Origin of the sequence: Micrococcus sp. KRD012 (genome assembly GCF_017168555.1) — a bacterium.
In the GTDB taxonomy this organism is placed as follows: domain Bacteria; phylum Actinomycetota; class Actinomycetes; order Actinomycetales; family Micrococcaceae; genus Micrococcus; species Micrococcus luteus.
The window spans coordinates 110,086-125,179 of the sequence record NZ_JABFBB010000007.1 but is presented as its reverse complement, the minus strand read 5'-3'; the positions used below and the strand labels follow the sequence as shown (position 1 = coordinate 125,179).

General features: G+C 74.3%; 16 protein-coding genes. 10 read left to right on the top strand and 6 right to left on the bottom strand.

The features are described from left to right. Positions 1-1,560 (top strand): aminopeptidase P family protein (locus tag J1M37_RS03975; RefSeq protein ID WP_241250823.1); only part of this gene is annotated, 1,560 nt, incomplete at its 5' end. A gap of 33 nt (positions 1,561-1,593) precedes the next feature. Then, positions 1,594-3,399, top strand: coding sequence for a pyruvate kinase (locus J1M37_RS03970; protein ID WP_206452155.1), 1,806 nt, complete (start codon positions 1,594-1,596; stop codon positions 3,397-3,399). 6 nt (positions 3,400-3,405) lie between these two features. Here the strand turns inward: J1M37_RS03970 and J1M37_RS03965 are convergent, their stop codons facing one another. Further along, positions 3,406-4,182, bottom strand: coding sequence for a general stress protein (locus J1M37_RS03965; protein ID WP_049147247.1), 777 nt, complete (start codon positions 4,180-4,182; stop codon positions 3,406-3,408). A 92-nt stretch (positions 4,183-4,274) separates the two neighbouring features. Here J1M37_RS03965 and J1M37_RS03960 point away from each other — a divergent pair, with 92 nt between their 5' ends. From J1M37_RS03960 to J1M37_RS11660, 3 genes are read left to right on the top strand one after another with little or no spacing between them, the layout of a single operon-like run. Then, positions 4,275-5,543 (top strand): magnesium transporter MgtE N-terminal domain-containing protein, encoded by a 1,269-nt coding sequence (locus J1M37_RS03960; protein ID WP_010080556.1) that lies wholly within the window; start codon positions 4,275-4,277, stop codon positions 5,541-5,543. A gap of 39 nt (positions 5,544-5,582) precedes the next feature. Continuing rightward, a complete protein-coding gene (locus tag J1M37_RS03955) occupies positions 5,583-6,371 on the top strand; it encodes a DUF1003 domain-containing protein (protein ID WP_012751005.1) in 789 nt (262 codons plus the stop codon). After that, complete coding sequence (locus J1M37_RS11660) at positions 6,368-7,516, top strand: Mrp/NBP35 family ATP-binding protein (RefSeq protein ID WP_119217188.1); 1,149 nt, start codon at positions 6,368-6,370, stop codon at positions 7,514-7,516. Before J1M37_RS03955 ends, J1M37_RS11660 begins: the two co-directional genes overlap by 4 nt. Before the next feature lie 48 nt (positions 7,517-7,564). Here the strand turns inward: J1M37_RS11660 and J1M37_RS03945 are convergent, their stop codons facing one another. After that, positions 7,565-8,173: a twin-arginine translocase TatA/TatE family subunit gene (locus J1M37_RS03945; protein ID WP_049147241.1), complete on the bottom strand. Its 609-nt coding sequence runs from the start codon at positions 8,171-8,173 to the stop codon at positions 7,565-7,567. A gap of 60 nt (positions 8,174-8,233) precedes the next feature. Next, on the bottom strand, positions 8,234-9,106 hold the full coding sequence (locus tag J1M37_RS03940) for an anti-sigma factor family protein (protein ID WP_206452154.1): 873 nt from the start codon (positions 9,104-9,106) through the stop codon (positions 8,234-8,236). Positions 9,107-9,302: 196 nt separating this feature from the next. On the opposite strand from J1M37_RS03940, the gene J1M37_RS03935 reads away from it, so the two are divergent. Next, positions 9,303-9,953, top strand: a complete 651-nt coding sequence (locus tag J1M37_RS03935; RefSeq protein WP_036316483.1) for an O-methyltransferase — start codon at positions 9,303-9,305, stop codon at positions 9,951-9,953. Positions 9,954-10,032: 79 nt separating this feature from the next. Here J1M37_RS03935 and J1M37_RS03930 read toward each other — a convergent pair whose 3' ends face one another. The 3 genes from J1M37_RS03930 to J1M37_RS03920 all read right to left on the bottom strand — a co-directional run bounded on the left by J1M37_RS03930 (position 10,033) and on the right by J1M37_RS03920 (position 11,528). Continuing rightward, the gene (locus tag J1M37_RS03930) at positions 10,033-10,203 is read right to left on the bottom strand and encodes a DUF3117 domain-containing protein (RefSeq protein ID WP_002855133.1); all 171 of its coding nucleotides are present in this window, start codon (positions 10,201-10,203) and stop codon (positions 10,033-10,035) included. Positions 10,204-10,383: 180 nt separating this feature from the next. After that, on the bottom strand, positions 10,384-10,728 hold the full coding sequence (locus J1M37_RS03925; RefSeq protein WP_206452153.1) for a cell division protein DivIVA: 345 nt from the start codon (positions 10,726-10,728) through the stop codon (positions 10,384-10,386). Continuing rightward, the gene (locus tag J1M37_RS03920; RefSeq protein WP_206452152.1) at positions 10,725-11,528 is read right to left on the bottom strand and encodes an LOG family protein; all 804 of its coding nucleotides are present in this window, start codon (positions 11,526-11,528) and stop codon (positions 10,725-10,727) included. The genes J1M37_RS03925 and J1M37_RS03920 overlap by 4 nt, the downstream gene beginning before the upstream one ends. Positions 11,529-11,706: 178 nt before the next feature. Here J1M37_RS03920 and J1M37_RS03915 point away from each other — a divergent pair, with 178 nt between their 5' ends. From J1M37_RS03915 to J1M37_RS03900, 4 genes are all read left to right on the top strand, one after another. Further along, complete coding sequence (locus tag J1M37_RS03915) at positions 11,707-12,441, top strand: amino acid ABC transporter ATP-binding protein (protein ID WP_206452235.1); 735 nt, start codon at positions 11,707-11,709, stop codon at positions 12,439-12,441. A gap of 47 nt (positions 12,442-12,488) precedes the next feature. Beyond that, on the top strand, positions 12,489-13,382 hold the full coding sequence (locus J1M37_RS03910) for a glutamate ABC transporter substrate-binding protein (RefSeq protein ID WP_206452151.1): 894 nt from the start codon (positions 12,489-12,491) through the stop codon (positions 13,380-13,382). Between the two features lie 105 nt (positions 13,383-13,487). Continuing rightward, entirely contained in the window at positions 13,488-14,168 is a 681-nt protein-coding gene (locus J1M37_RS03905) for an amino acid ABC transporter permease (RefSeq protein WP_206452150.1), read from the top strand. Further along, complete coding sequence (locus tag J1M37_RS03900) at positions 14,165-15,052, top strand: amino acid ABC transporter permease (RefSeq protein ID WP_206452149.1); 888 nt, start codon at positions 14,165-14,167, stop codon at positions 15,050-15,052. The genes J1M37_RS03905 and J1M37_RS03900 overlap by 4 nt, the downstream gene beginning before the upstream one ends. Positions 15,053-15,094: the final 42 nt, after the last annotated feature.

The following is a 15,094-nucleotide window of genomic DNA, read 5'->3' as shown; positions in this document are numbered from 1 at the left end:
GACCAGCCCGCCGCCACCCCCGAGGCGGGCGCCGACGGCACCGGCGCGGTGAACCCCCAGCCGCTGGCCGAGCGCGTCGACAACCGCTCGCAGCGCCCCGCCTCGAACGCCTTCCGCGACTTCATGGCCTCCGACTGGGCGCCGTCGTCGGACGCCCTGCCCGACGCCGACGCCTCGGCCCCGTACGCCGCCCGGCGGCGGGCCGCCGTGTCCGCGCGCTTCCCGGGCGAGCGGATCGTGGTGCCGGCCGGCCGCCTCAAGGTCCGCTCGAACGACACCGACTACCGCTTCCGCGCGCACTCCGCGTTCGCCCACCTGACGGGCCTCGGCGTGGACCACGAGCCGGACGCCGTGCTCGTGCTCGAGCCCGCGGACCCGGGCACCGGCGACGACGGCACGGACCACACCGCCACCCTGTACTTCCGTCCCCTGGCCGGCCGGGACACCGAGCAGTTCTACGCGGACTCGCGCTCGGGCGAGTTCTGGATCGGCCCCCGTCCGACCCTGGCCGGCCTGGCCGCCCGCACGGGCCTGCGCACGGCGGGGCTCGAGGAGCTCGAGTCCGCCGTGACCAAGAACGTGGCCGCGGACGGCACCGCGGTGCGGCTGCTGGCCGAGACCGACCAGGACGTGGACGCGCTGCTGGCCGCCGTCCGGACCGAGGCCGGCGTGGACCTGACCGCCGCGGCCGAGGCCGACGCCCAGACCGCCGAGTTCCTCTCCGAGCTGCGCCTGGTGAAGGACGCGTGGGAGGTCGAGCGGATGCGCGCCTCGGTGGCCGCGACCATCGCGGGCTTCGAGGACGTCGTGCGGGCCCTGCCGCGCGCCGTGGGCCACGACCGCGGCGAGCGCGTGGTCGAGGGCGCCTTCTTCGCCCGCGCCCGCCTCGAGGGCAACGACCTGGGCTACGACACGATCGCGGCCTCCGGCAACAACGCCACGATCCTGCACTGGATCCGCAACACGGGCGCCGTGCGCCCGGGTGAGCTGCTGCTGCTCGACGCCGGCGTCGAGGACGACTCCCTCTACACCGCGGACATCACCCGCACCCTGCCCGTGTCCGGCACGTTCACGGACGTGCAGCGCCGCATCTACCAGGCGGTCCTCGACGCCGCGGACGCCGCCTTCGCGATCGTGCGCCCCGGCATCCGGTTCCGCGAGCTCCACGCCGAGGCCATGCGGGTGCTCGTCGACCGCCTCGACGGCTGGGGCCTGCTGCCGGTCTCGGCCGAGGTCGCGCTATCGGACGAGGGCCAGCACCACCGGCGCTGGATGCCCCACGGCACCTCGCACCACCTCGGCCTCGACGTGCACGACTGCGCGCAGGCCAAGCGGGAGCTCTACCTGGACGGCGTGCTCGAGCCGGGCATGGTCTTCACGATCGAGCCGGGTCTGTACTTCAAGGAGGAGGACCTGGCCGTCCCCGAGGAGTACCGCGGCATCGGCGTGCGCATCGAGGACGACATCCTCGTGACCGAGGACGGGGCCGAGAACCTCTCCGCGGTCCTCCCCCGCACCCCGGACGAGATCGAGGCCTGGATGGCGCGGCTCCAGGCGTGATCCGGCGCGGAGGGCGCCCCTAGGGTTCGGACCATGGGTATCGACCTGACCACCGAGCTCACCGCCCTCCGCGACCGCCTCCTCTCCGCCGAGGCGGAGCACGCCGACCTCATCTCCCGCGCCCGGGAGCGCCACCGGGCCTCGGCCCGGAACCTCGTGCACTACGTCGCCCTGCGCGGCACCGACCTGCGGCCCCTGCAGGAGGCGCTGAGCGACGCCGGACTGTCCTCTCTGGGCCGCATGGAGGCCGGCGTGCTGGGCCACGTGGACGCCGTGCTGGCCGCCGCCCGCGCACTCGACGGCGACCCCGCCCCCGCGCCCGAGGACGACGCCCTGACCTCCGCCGAGGGCCGCGCCATCCTCGCCCGCAACGCGGCGAGCCTGCTCGGTCCGGCCCGCGGCGACCGGGACGCGCGCATCATGGTGACCATGCCCTCCGAGGCCGCCACGGACCCGGAGCTCGTGGCCCGGATCGCCGAGGCCGGCATGGACCTGGCGCGCGTGAACTGCGCCCATGACGACGAGCAGGCGTGGGCCGCCATGATCGCGGCGGTCCGCCGGTGCGCCGGTGCGGGCCGGCCCGCGCCCCTGGTCGCGATGGACCTGGCCGGGCCGAAGGTGCGCACGGGCCCCATCGAGCCGGGCCCGCGCGTCGTGAAGGTGAAGCCCGCCCGGGACCCCTCCGGGATCGTCACCGAGCCCTCCCGCGTGTGGCTCGCCGCCGGGCCCCACGACGCCGTGGCCACAGCGGACCGGCCGGACGGCGCCGTCGTCGTGCCGCTCGCGGACCCGGAGGGGACGACCCTGGCGGTCCTGCAGCGCGGCGACGAGATCGAGCTGACCGACGCGCGTGGCGCTCACCGCAGGCTCGAGGTCGAGCAGGTGGACGGCGAGGGCGTGCTCGTGCAGGCGGACAAGACGGTCTACTGGGCGACGGGCACGGCGCTGACGACGCCGCACGGGCCGCTCGAGGTCGGGCCGCTGCCCCCGCTCGAGCAGTCCATGCGCGTGCACGAGGGCGAGGAGATCGTGCTGGCCCGCTCGCTCGAGCCGGTCCCCGCGGTCGACACGCCGCCCTACCGGATCGGCCTCACCCTGGCGCAGGCGTTCGCGGACGCGGCGGTCGGCGACCGGGTCTCCCTCGACGACGGACGGATCGGCGCGCGGATCACGGCGGTGTCCGACGACGAGATCACCCTCGAGGTGACCCAGGCCGGCCCGCGCGGGGCGAAGCTCAAGGCGGAGAAGGGCGTGAACTTCCCGGACACGCACCTGGCCATCCCGGCCCTCACGGACGAGGACCTCGCCCACATCCCGTTCGCGGCCCGCCACGCGGACATGGTGAACATGTCCTTCGTCCGCTCGGCCGAGGACGTGGCCCAGCTGATCGATGCGCTCGAGGCCGAGGACGCGCCGGACGTGGACATCACGCTGAAGATCGAGACGGTGGAGGCCTTCCGTCAGCTGCCGCGGATGCTGCTCGAGGCGATGCGCTGGCGGGACGTCGGGGTGATGATCGCCCGCGGCGACCTGGCGGTGGAGGCCGGCTTCGAACGCATGGCCGAGCTGCAGGAGGAGATCCTGTGGCTGTGCGAGGCCGCGCACGTGCCCGCGATCTGGGCCACCCAGGTCCTCGAGTCCCTCGCCAAGACCGGCCTGCCCTCACGGGCGGAGATCACGGACGCCGCGATGGCGCAGCGGGCCGAGGCCGCGATGCTGAACAAGGGCCCGTACATCGACCGCGCCGTCACCGTCCTCGGCGACATCCTGGGCCGGATGCACGGTCATGCGAGCAAGAAGCGCGACATGCTCCGGCGACTCGAGTCCTGGTCCCTCTGACGGGGCTCAGCCGCGCGGTTCGTCCTGGGGCCGGGGCGGGTGGCCGCCGCGCGCCTCGATGAGCTTGGCGACCTCCTCCGGGGGCAGGGTCACGCCGTAGGAGCGGTCCAGGCCGGTGGGCGCGGTGTCCGCCTCCGGAGTGGGCCGGGCCGACGCCTTGGCTCCGCCGGGGGCCGGCGCCGCGTGGGACCCGCCCGACGACGGCGCGGCGGCCGGGGTGGCCTGCACGGACCCGCCCCCGGCCTCCTCCGCGGCGGGGGCGGGCGCCGGCTGCGGGGCCGGCTGCGGCGTCGGGGCCGCGGCACCGCCCAGGCCCAGCTCCTGGCGGGCGCGGGCGGCGTGGTCGAACGCGACCACGAGGTCGAAGGCCGTCGGCACGACGGCCTGCGAGGACGCGAAGCCGTGCTGGCCCCGACGCATCGCGAAGCCGATCACGCCGAAGATCAGCCACACCGCCAGGCCCAGCAGCATGGAGGTGAGGATCTGCCCCGGGCCGGCCTCGGGGGCCAGCAGGTAGAGGAACATGCCGATCAGTCCGCCGAAGAACACGCCGCGCACACCCGCGGACAACGCCACCTGGGCGTAGTTCAGCCGGCCGCGCACCCGCTCCACGACCCGCAGGTCCTTGCCCACGATCGACACGGCGCTCACGGGGAAGTCCGTGGCGGCGAGGCGGTCCACCTGCTCGCGCGCCTGCGCGTAGGTGGCGTAGGTGGCCAGCAGCTCTCCGCGGGGCAGGCCCTGCTCGGCGCCGGGCTGAGGGTTGGACATCATGAACGACATGGACCCATTGTGCCCGGCCCGGCGCCCGGGCGGGCGGCGGTCCGCCGTACGCGGACACGGAGCCGCGGTCCGGCACGCCGTAGGCTGGGTCGGTGAGCTCCCCCAAGATCTTCGTGGCCCGCCTGCTGGGCCTGGACGTCTTCGACCCCCTCGGCGACCGCCTGGGACGGCTGCGCGACGTCGTCGTGCTGGACCGCGGCCCCGCCGCAGCCCCGTTCGCCACCGGCCTCGTGATCGAGGTCCCCGGCAAGAAGCGCGTCTTCGTCCCGATGACGCGGGTGACGTCCATGGACTCGGGCCGGATCATCACGACCGGGCTGATCAACCTGCGCCGGTTCTCCCGCCGTGGCGCCGAGCAGATGGTGGCCGCCGACCTCTTCGACCGGAAGGTGCGCCTCTCCGACGGGTCGGGCGAGGCCTTCCTGGAGGACATCGGGCTGGAGCAGCAGCGCAACGGCGACTGGCTGGTCTCGGACCTGTACGTGCGCCGCATCGTCGGCCGCGGCCCCTTCGGCCGCGCCCAGCGGGGCGAGCACCTCCTGCTGAACTGGGACGAGGCCCGCTGGACGGCGCAGGCCGACCCGCAGGGGGCCACGAGCTTCCTCGCCGCGCACGAGGACCTCAAGCCCGCCGACCTGGCGGACATGCTCCACGACATGTCGGAGAAGCGCCGCGTCGAGGTCGCCAGGGAGCTGCAGAACGAACGCCTCGCGGACGTGCTCCAGGAGCTGCCCGACGACGACCAGGTGCAGATCCTCTCCCAGCTGGACATCGACCGCGCCGCCGACGTCCTGGAGGAGATGGACCCGGACGACGCGGCGGACCTGCTCCACGAGCTGCCCGACTCCCAGCAGGAGCTGCTGCTCGAACGCATGGAGCCGGAGGACGCCGAGGACGTCCGGCGCCTGCTCGAGTACGAGGAGGGCACGGCGGGCTCGCTCATGACCCCCGTGCCGGTCATCCTCCCCCCGGAGGCCACCGTGGCCGAGGCCATGGCGACCATCCGACAGCAGGAGATCTCCCCCGCGTTGGCCTCGCTCGTGATCGTGGCCCGGCCGCCGTTGGAGACGCCGACGGGCCGGTTCCTCGGCGTCGTCCACTTCCAGCGCCTGCTGCGGTACCCGCCGCCGGAGGCGATCGGCAACATCATGGACAAGGATCTCGAGGCCGTCTCGGACCTCGCCCCCATCGCCCACGTGACCCGCGAGCTCGCGACCTACAACCTCACGTGCATCCCCGTGGTGAACGAGCAGGACCGCGTCGTCGGGGCCGTGAGCGTGGACGACCTGCTCGACCACATCCTGCCCGACGACTGGCGGGCCATGGACCTCGACGACGCCGAGACCCGCCCCGCAACCTGACCCCGCGGCCCGCCGCCGCACGACACCGGAGGTGTGAGCATGACCCAGACCGCGCGAGACCTGCGCCCGGGCCGCGGCACCGGCCTGGACACCCCGCTGAGCGCCAGCGGGCGCCGCGTGCCCCGGCTGGCCCCGAACCCGGACGCCTTCGGCGAGGCCACCGAGGGCATCGCCCGCTTCATGGGCACCCCGCAGTTCCTCGTCTGGATGACGCTGTTCTGCGCCGCCTGGCTGGGCTGGAACACGTTCGGCCCGATGGCGTGGCGGTTCGACTCCGCCGAGCTCGGCTTCACCGCGCTCACGCTCATGCTCTCCCTCCAGGCGTCCTACGCCGCACCCCTGCTCCTGCTGGCGCAGAACCGCCAGGACGACCGGGACAGGGTCGCGCTGCGCGAGGACCGTGACCGCGCCGAGCGCAACCTCGCCGACACCGAGTTCCTCACCCGCGAGATCGCCGGTCTGCGGCTGGCCGTCCAGGAGGTCGCCACGCGCGACTTCGTGCGCGGCGAGCTGCGCGGCGTCCAGGACGACCTCAGGGACGACCTCCGCGAGGCGCTGCGCGCCGAGCTGCGGGAGGAGATCCGGGAGGAGATCCGGGAGGAGCTGCGCGCCGGCCTCCCGGGCGCCGAGGCCCAGCCCCGCAAGAACAAGAAGACCAAGGGCCGCGGCCGGGATGCGCGGCGCGGCGACGCCGGCGCCGAGCCCACGACCACCACGCTCGCCACCCTCGCGGCGCAGGAGGCCCAGGAGGCCCGCGAGGCCGGGGGGTCCGGTCCGGTGACCGGCCCCGCCGGCGGTGCGGGCCCGGTGGACGGGGGCGGCCGATGAGCGCCCTGGGCCTGCCCGTGCCCGAGGTCCGCACCGACCTCGAGCGCCGGGTGCTGGAGCGGCTCGCCACGGTCCAGGACCCCGAGATCCGCCGCCCGATCACCGACCTCGGCATGGTGGAGTCGGTCGTGGAGACCGCCCCGGGCGTCGTCGAGGTCGCGGTGCTGCTCACGATCGCCGCGTGCCCCCTGCGCGGGACGATCCAGACGGACGTGGCCGCCGCCGTCGCCGACGTACCCGGCTGCGGGTCCGTGGACGTCCGCGTCGGGGTGATGGAGCCCGAGCGCCGCCTGGCGCTGCAGGACGCCCTGCGCGCGGCCCGGCCGACGAACCCGTTCGGGAAGGACACGCTCACGCGCGTCCTCGCGGTGGCCTCGGGCAAGGGCGGCGTGGGCAAGTCCTCGGTCACGGCCAACCTCGCGGTCGCGCTCGCCGCGCGCGGACTCGCCGTCGGCCTGATCGACGCGGACGTGCACGGCTACTCCATCCCCGGGCTCCTGGGCGTGACCGGCACCCCGACGAAGCTGGACCGGATGATCCTGCCCCCCGTGGTGCGGGACGTGAAGGTCATCTCGATCGGCATGTTCCTCGACGCGGACCGGCCGGTGGCCTGGCGCGGGCCGATGCTGCACCGCGCGCTCGAACAGTTCGTCACGGACGTGCACTGGGGCGACCTGGACGTCCTGCTCGTGGACCTGCCCCCGGGCACCGGGGACATCGCGATCTCGACGGCGCAGCTGCTGCCCGCCTCGGAGCTGCTCGTGGTGACCACGCCGCAGCACGCCGCCGCGCAGGTGGCCGCGCGCGCCGGTCAGCTGGCGGAGCAGACGGGCCAGACCGTGGCCGGCGTCGTGGAGAACATGGGGCCGATGACCCTGCCGGACGGCACCGTCCTGGATGTGTTCGGAACCGGCGGTGGCGCCGAGGTGGCGGAGCGGCTGTCCGGGGTGCTGGGCACCCAGGTGCCGCTGCTGGGCACCGTTCCCCTGGACCCGGCGCTGCGGGCGGGCGGCGACGCCGGCGACCCCGTGGTGGTGTCCGCGCCGGAGAGCCCCGCGGGCCGGGCGCTGGCGGAGATCGCGCAGCGGCTGGCCGTGCGGCCGCGCGGGCTGGCCGGGCGGCCGCTGCCGTTCACCCCGCGCTGACCTCGGGTGCCGGCGCCCCGGCCGGGGCACCCGACGCGCGCGACGGCGTCAGGTCGCGTCGACGTCGAAGGGGGCGGGTGCCAGCCCGAGCAGCTCGAGGGGGTCCGGTGCGGTCTCCACGGCGGCAGGACGCTCCTCGGCGAGGGCCTCGGCGCGGCCGGAGGCCATCAGGGCTGCGGCGGCGCCGCCCACGGCGGCCGCCCCGGCGGCGGGCGCGGTCGACCGGGTCTGTGCGGCGGCACCGGACTCCGCGGCGGCGGTGCTGCCGGCCCCGGCGGGGCGGCGGAAGAGCGTGCGCGGATCCATGTCCGCCAGGTCCTGGCGGGTGAGGCCGCCGTGCACGTCCTCGGCGCTGACGCCCGTCGCCTGCGCCGCCCGGGACGCGGGCGTGGACGAGCCGCCGGCAGGCTCGCGGAGCGCGTCGCGGATGATGCGGCGCGGGTCGTACTGGCGGGGGTCGTACTTGCGCCAGTCCACCTCGTCGAAGTCCGTGCCGGTCTCCTCCTTGAACTGCGCCTTGGCACCCTCGGCCTTGTCGCGCATGACGCGCAGCCAGTCGGTGAAGGCGCGCGTGTACTCGGGGAGCTTCTCCGGCCCGAGGATGACGATCGCGAGCACCGCCAAGATGATGAACTCGCCGCCGTTGATACCAAACACCCTCCCAACTCTACTAGAGCGGCACCGCCCCACAGCCCGGAGCCGCAGGGGCGGGGCGGCTCAGCCGCGGGGGCGCGGCACGGCGTCCGCGATGCGTTCGAGGCCTCGCTCGAGGCGTTCCTCGACGGCGTCGCCGCCGCCCAGCTCGAGCACCCGTGCCCGCTCGGAGACCAGCAGGTGGGTGAGGACCGCGTCCGCGCGCTCGTCCGGCAGGGTGGCCTCCACGCGGTAGGCGGCCTGGGGCGTGGTCAGCTCGGCCGTCCAGCCGTCCTGCTCCCCCGCCGGGACGATCCGGTAGACGCCGCCGCCGGCCAGCCGACGCTCCTGTGCCCCCGTGCTCAGGGGCGCGGTCGAGGCACAGCCCTCCGGGGTGGCTCCCTCGATCCGGGGTCGGCACTCGCGGACGGTCACGGTCGGCTCGTCCCGGCCCCAGCCGACGACGACCTCCACGTCCTCGGCCGTCTGGGTGGTGTCCACGGTGAGCGGCTCCAGTCCGGCCCCCACGAGGGAGGGCACCGTCCAGCCCTGACCCCGCAGCTCCGCGACGGTGCCGCGCCGGTCCGTCGACGCGGTCCCGGCCGCCGGCAGGGCGACGGTGTCCGTCGGGGTCGGGGCCGTGCGCACGGCCGCGGTGCGGGGCGCGCCGGCCACCCAGACCGCGGTGAACAGCCCGCCGAGCAGGACGACGAAGGTGAGCAGCCCCACCACAAGGCGGCCGGAGACGCCGCGGGCGCGCAGCACCGGGGCGACGACGGCGCCGGCCGGACGCTGGTGCACCGTGCGGGCGGCGTCGAGCACGCGGGCCCGGGCCTGGACGGTGGCGCGGCACTCGGGGCAGCGGTCCAGGTGGCGGGCGATGCGCGCCCGGGACGCGGCGGGGAGGGAGCCCTCGAGGTAGGCGTCCATGTGGCGCTGGGTGTGTCGACGTCCCATGCGGCCACCTCCTCGGTCCTCGCGTCCTCGGTCCGGCGAACGGCCTCCCGCACGGCGGGAGCCGGTTCGTGCCGTGTCCCATCATCGGCCCGCCTCCTGGGAGAACACTGGGTCGCGGCCGCGTGCCGGCCCGTACACTGGCCCGCGTCGCCCGTGCCGCGGGCGAGGTCCCGCCGTCGTCGTCCCGGAGTCAGCCATGAGCGCCCTGCAGCCCCAGCCCACCGACAAGCACGCGTCCTGGGCCTGGTCGGAGAGCCGGGCCACCGAGGACGACGTCGTCCTGCGCGCCCGCGAGCGCGCCGCCGAGCTGGACGTGCCGCCGGTGAGCGAGGGGACGGCGGCCCTGTTGACGGTGCTGGCGGCCACACGGGCCCCCGCGGCGGTCGTGGAGGTGGGCACGGGCGCCGGCGTCTCGGGGCTCGCCCTGATGCGCGGTCTGCCCGAGCGCACGGTCCTCACCACCGTGGACCCGGACGCGGAGGCCCAGCGTGCGGCCCGCGAGGCGTTCTCGGAGGCCCGCCTGCCCACGAGCCGCACCCGCATGATCACGGGGCGCTCCCGGCTCGTCCTCCCCCGGCTCACGAGCGGCGCCTATGAGATGGTCCTGGTGGACGGGGACCCGGCCGCGCGTCAGTTCGACGTCGAGCAGGCCGCGCGCATGCTCGCCCCCGGCGGCGTGCTCGTCGTGGTGGACGCCCTCGACGGGGACCGCGTTCCCCGGCCCGCCGTGCGCGACGAGTCCACCGTGTCCGCCCGGGCGGTGGACCGCCTCATCCGGGAGGACGAGCACTGGCTGTCCGCCGTCGTCCCCTCCGGCACGGGCGTGCTGATCGCGGTGCGCCGCTGATCCGCGGCGTCGCCGGGGACGCGGACGCCCCGCGCACCGCGACGGTGCGCGGGGCGTCCGCGTCGAAGGGGTCCCGGGCTCAGGCCTGGATGACGCCCTCGAGGCACTCCTTGAGCTCGCGGGCCTCGTCCGCGTTGATCTCCAGCACGAGACGGCCGCCGCCGTCGATCGGCACGCGCATGATCAGGCTGCGCCCCTCCTTGGTCACTTCCATGGGACCGTCCCCGGTGCGGGGCTTCATGGCGGCCATTGCGACTTCCCTTCTGGATGATGTTCCCGTCACGGCGTCCGGTGACCGCGGGAGCGGGCACTGTCCGGACGCCTCCGGCGCCCCCGCACGCGGGCGTGCGCGAGGCCGGTCACATCACCATTATCGCGGATTCCGCGTGCTCGCGCCAAACGATGGCCCGCACCGAGCCCGGCCCGCGACTCAGGCGTACCCCGCCGGATCGCCCCGGGAGGGGTCGGCGGCCTCGAGCTCGGCCACCCGGGCCCGCAGCGCGGTCGCCTCGTCCTCGCGTTCCGCGAGGGCGTCCCGCAGCCGCAGCAGGACGGCGTCCACCTGGTCCCGCTGGTAGCCGGGCACCGCGACGGCCAGCGGCAGCAGGTCCACATCCGCCGCGCGCGGCCGCTCCGGCAGCAGCACGGGGTGCCCGGGCATCCGTCCGGCCGGGTCGTCGGCCCGGAGCGTGAGCCGGCCCGCGAGGGCGGCGGCCAGGGCCGCCAGCACGACGACGAGCACGGCCACGAGGACGATCCACTGCGGCCCGCTCACGCGTCGGCCCTCCCCGCCGAGCGGAGCACGCACGCGACGGCCTCCTCCGCCGTGTCCACGAGCTGGACGAGCTCCGGGTCCTCGGGCGAGATCATGCCGCGCTCCACGAGCGTGCCGCGGATCCAGTCCACGAGCGGGCCCCAGAAGCCGCGGTCCACGAGGACCACGGGGAAGCGGGTGACGGTGCCGGTCTGCACGAGGGTGAGGGCCTCGAAGAGCTCGTCCAGGGTGCCGAGGCCGCCGGGCAGCACGATGAACCCCTGCGCGTACTTGAGGAACATGACCTTGCGGACGAAGAAGTAGCGGAAGTCCACGCCCACGTGCACCCAGGGGTTCAGACCGGTCTCGAACGGCAGGTCGATCCCCAGGCCCACGGACTCTCCACCGGCCTCGTGGGCGCCCCGGTTGGCGGCCGCCATGGCGCCGGGCCCCCCGCCGGTGATGACCGTGTACCCGGCCCGGGCCAGGCGGGTCCCGACCTCGTGGGCCAGGACGTACTCGGCGCTGCCCTCGGGCGTGCGCGCCGAGCCGAACACGGAGACCGCGGGACCCAGCCCCGCCAGGGTGCCGAAGCCCTCGACGAACTCGGCCTGGATGCGCAGGACACGCCAGGCCTCGGACGTCGTCGAGGCGACGTCGGCGGCGGGGCGTGCGGCGTCGCCGGGCCGCCGGCCGTCGAGGAGGAGCTGGTCGAACGTGGGGGTGCGCGCCGCCTCCCCGCGCAGGACCTGCCCGCCGCGGCGGACGCGCTGGGGCTTGGCGGCGACGTCGCCGCCCGAGGGGTGCTCATGTGGGGCCATGGCGCCAGCCTAACGAGCCGGCGGGCCGCCGGGGCCGGCGTCGCACGGCGCACCGCGCCGGGTGTGGCGTGCGCTATATTCCACTGGCATGACGCAGATCACGCCTGAGCAGCCCCACGGCGCCCACCTCCCCGACGAGGCCGGTGTGCGGCGCCGTCGCGGTGCCGCGGGCGATGACCTGATCGTCCTCGAGGGCGTCAACAAGCACTTCGGCGACTTCCACGCCCTCCGACAGATCGACCTGCGGATCCCGCGCGGCCAGGTGGCGATCGTCCTCGGCCCGTCCGGCTCCGGCAAGTCGACGCTGTGCCGCACGATCAACCGGCTCGAGACCATCGACGACGACGGCGGCCGCATCCTGGTCGACGGGCGGCCGCTCCCCACCGAGGGCAGACAGCTCGCCCAGCTGCGCGCCGAGATCGGCATGGTCTTCCAGTCCTTCAACCTCTTCGCGCACAAGTCGATCCTGGAGAACGTGACCCTCGGGCCCATCAAGGTGAAGGGCAAGCGCCGGGCGGAGGCCGAGCGGCACGCCATGGAGCTGCTCGAGCGCGTGGGCGTGGCCCAGCAGGCGAGGAAGATGCCGGCCCAGCTCTCCGGCGGGCAGCAGCAGCGCGTGGCCATCGCCCGTGCCCTGGCGATGGAGCCGAAGGCCCTGCTCTTCGACGAGCCGACCTCCGCCCTCGACCCCGAGATGGTGCAGGAGGTCCTCGACGTCATGGTCCAGCTCGCCGAGGGCGGCATGACCATGGTCGTGGTCACCCATGAGATGGGCTTCGCCCGCAAGGCCGGGGACCGCGTGGTCTTCATGGCCGACGGCGCCATCCTCGAGGACACCGACCCCGACACCTTCTTCACGAACCCCCGACACGAGCGCGCCCAGGACTTCCTGGGCAAGATCCTCGCGCACTGACCCCGTCCCCCATCGCACCCCACCGCACCGAACCAGAGGAGAGCACCATGCTCCGCACGAAGCTCCTGACCCTGTCCGCCGTCACCGCCGCGGCCGCGCTGTCCCTCACCGCCTGCGCGCCGTCGTCCTCGCAGGGCGGCGGTGGCGACGCCGCCGGCTCGTCCTCGGCCGGCGAGTCGACGTCGTCCGGCTCCGGCGAGAGCCTGCGCATCGGCATCAAGTTCGACCAGCCGGGCCTGGGCTACCGCGAGGGCTCGGCCCAGCCCACCGGCTTCGACACGGACGTGGCCCGCTACGTGGCGGACAAGCTCGGCGTGGCCGAGCAGGACATCGAGTGGGTCCAGACCCCGTCCGCGAACCGGGAGAACGCCCTGGAGAACGGCGAGGTCGACATGATCTTCGCGACGTACTCCATCACGGACGCCCGCAAGGAGCGCGTCGCCTTCGCGGGCCCGTACTTCGTGGCCGGCCAGGACCTGCTGGTCCGCGCGGACGACACCGCGATCACCGGCCCCGAGTCCCTCGACGGGAAGAACCTCTGCTCCGTCACCGGCTCCACCTCGGCCCAGAAGATCAAGGACCAGTTCGCCTCCGGCGTGAACCTGGTGGAGCAGGGCGGCTACGCCGAATGCGTGACCTACCTCGAGTCCGGCCAGGTGGACGCCGTGACCACGGACGACATCATCCTCGCGGGCCTGGCCGCCGCCGACGCCAACAAGGGCAAGTTCAAGGTCGTCGGCAACACCTTCACCACGGAGCGCTACGGCGTCGGCCTGCCGAAGGACTCGGAGCGCTGCGAGGACATCAACGAGGCCATCAAGGAGATGAAGGACTCCGGCGAGTGGAAGAAGGCCCTCGAGTCCAACACCGAGGGCACGGGCTACGCCTACGACGAGACGCTGAACTCCGGCGAGGACGCCGAGTTCGAGCCCTGCGCCTGACGGCCTCCTGCGCCGGGTGGGCCGAGGACGTGACCTGAACCGTCACCCTCGGCCCGCCCGGCGGCTCCCCTGCCCGTCAGCCCTGTCCCGACCCTCGGAGAAGACATGGAATCGATCTCCTCGCTCCTCGCGGACTACGGCGCGGACATCCCGCTCGCGTTCTGGACGAACATCAGGCTCGCGTTCCTCGCGACCCTCGGCTCGTTCGCCCTCGGCGTGGTGCTCGCCCTGTTCCGCATCTCGCCCGTCCCCTCGCTGCGCGCCCTCGGCACCGGCTACGTCAACGTGGTCCGCAACACCCCGCTGACGATCATCATGCTGCTCGGCGTGCTCGCCGTCTGGGGGCAGCTGAAGGTCAGCTTCTCGTCCGACTTCACGCTGAACTTCTTCATCTACGCCGTGATCGCGCTCTCGCTCTACCACGCGGCGTTCATGTGCGAGGCGATCCGCTCCGGCGTCAACACCGTCCCGCTCGGGCAGGCCGAGGCCGCCCGCTCCATCGGCCTGGGCTTCCTGCCCGCGGCCCGCCACGTGATCCTGCCCCAGGCGCTGCGCGGGGCCATCACCCCGCTGGGCAACACCGTGATCGCGCTGACCAAGAACACCACCGTCGCCGCCGCGGCGTCGGTGGCGGAGGCCTCGGGCCTGATGAAGCGCATGATCGAGTTCAGCCCGGACGTGATGGTGGCGATCTTCCTGACCTTCGCGATCGGCTTCTGCCTGATCGTCATCCCCATCGGCCTGCTGACCACGTGGGCCTCGAAGAAATGGGCGGTGGCCCGATGAGCGCCCAGGCCTCCGTCCTCTTCGACGCCCCGGGTCCGATCGCCCGCCGGCGGATCCTCCTCGCCAACCTCGTCGCCCTCGCCGCGGTGCTGGCCGTGGCGGTGCTCGTCCTGATCCAGATGAACGCCACCGGCCAGCTCTCCGGCCGCCGCTGGCTGGCCGCCGTCGACGGCGACGCGTGGCGGAACTACTACCTGCCGGGCCTGCAGTTCACCCTGCAGTCCGCGGGCATCGCCGTGGTCACCTCCGTGGTGTTCGGCCTGGTGTTCGGCTTCCTGCGTCTGGCCCCGTTCGGCCCGGTGCGCTGGCTGGCCGCCGTCGTCGTGGAGTTCTTCCGGGCCGTGCCGGTGCTCGTGATGATGGTGTTCTTCTACCAGCTGTTCGCACAGGTCGCGCGCACCGGGGCGATCCAGCCCCAGGACGGCCCGTACTACGCGGTGATCGCGGCACTGACCCTGTACAACGGGTCCGTGATCGCGGAGCTGGTGCGCTCCGGGGTGCGCTCGCTGCCGCGCGGCCAGCGCGAGGCGGCCGCGGCGGTGGGCATGACGAGCATGCAGTCCCTGCGGCTCGTGGAGGTGCCCCAGGCCCTCATCGCCATGCTGCCCTCGCTGCTGAGCCAGTTCGTGGTGATCCTCAAGGACTCGGCGCTGGGCTACCTCATCGGCTTCTTCGAACTCCTGCAGTACGCCCGCCAGCTCGGCTCCGGCAACGGCAACATCCTGCAGTCCCTCGTGGTGGCCGCGGTGATCTTCATCGTCATCAACTTCCTCCTCACCTGGGCGGCCACCCGGCTCTCGCGCCGGCTGTCGTCGCGGACGGCCGGCGACGCCAGCACCCCCACGACCCCGCTCGTCGGGGCGTCCACGGCCACGGCGGCCTGACCCGGCGGAGCCGCGGCAGGCCCGCGGGTCCGGCGGGTGGCG

Bases quoted from the DNA above. Each gene is read 5' to 3' on its own strand.
- J1M37_RS03970 (WP_206452155.1), top strand. From the start codon at position 1,594: ATGGGTATCGACCTGACCACCGAGCTCACCGCCCTCCGCGACCGCCTC.
- J1M37_RS03965 (WP_049147247.1), bottom strand. From the start codon at position 4,182: ATGTCGTTCATGATGTCCAACCCTCAGCCCGGCGCCGAGCAGGGCCTG.
- J1M37_RS03955 (WP_012751005.1), top strand. From the start codon at position 5,583: ATGACCCAGACCGCGCGAGACCTGCGCCCGGGCCGCGGCACCGGCCTG.
- J1M37_RS11660 (WP_119217188.1), top strand. From the start codon at position 6,368: ATGAGCGCCCTGGGCCTGCCCGTGCCCGAGGTCCGCACCGACCTCGAG.
- J1M37_RS03940 (WP_206452154.1), bottom strand. From the start codon at position 9,106: ATGGGACGTCGACACACCCAGCGCCACATGGACGCCTACCTCGAGGGC.
- J1M37_RS03935 (WP_036316483.1), top strand. From the start codon at position 9,303: ATGAGCGCCCTGCAGCCCCAGCCCACCGACAAGCACGCGTCCTGGGCC.
- J1M37_RS03930 (WP_002855133.1), bottom strand. From the start codon at position 10,203: ATGGCCGCCATGAAGCCCCGCACCGGGGACGGTCCCATGGAAGTGACC.
- J1M37_RS03920 (WP_206452152.1), bottom strand. From the start codon at position 11,528: ATGGCCCCACATGAGCACCCCTCGGGCGGCGACGTCGCCGCCAAGCCC.
- J1M37_RS03910 (WP_206452151.1), top strand. From the start codon at position 12,489: ATGCTCCGCACGAAGCTCCTGACCCTGTCCGCCGTCACCGCCGCGGCC.
- J1M37_RS03905 (WP_206452150.1), top strand. From the start codon at position 13,488: ATGGAATCGATCTCCTCGCTCCTCGCGGACTACGGCGCGGACATCCCG.
- J1M37_RS03900 (WP_206452149.1), top strand. From the start codon at position 14,165: ATGAGCGCCCAGGCCTCCGTCCTCTTCGACGCCCCGGGTCCGATCGCC.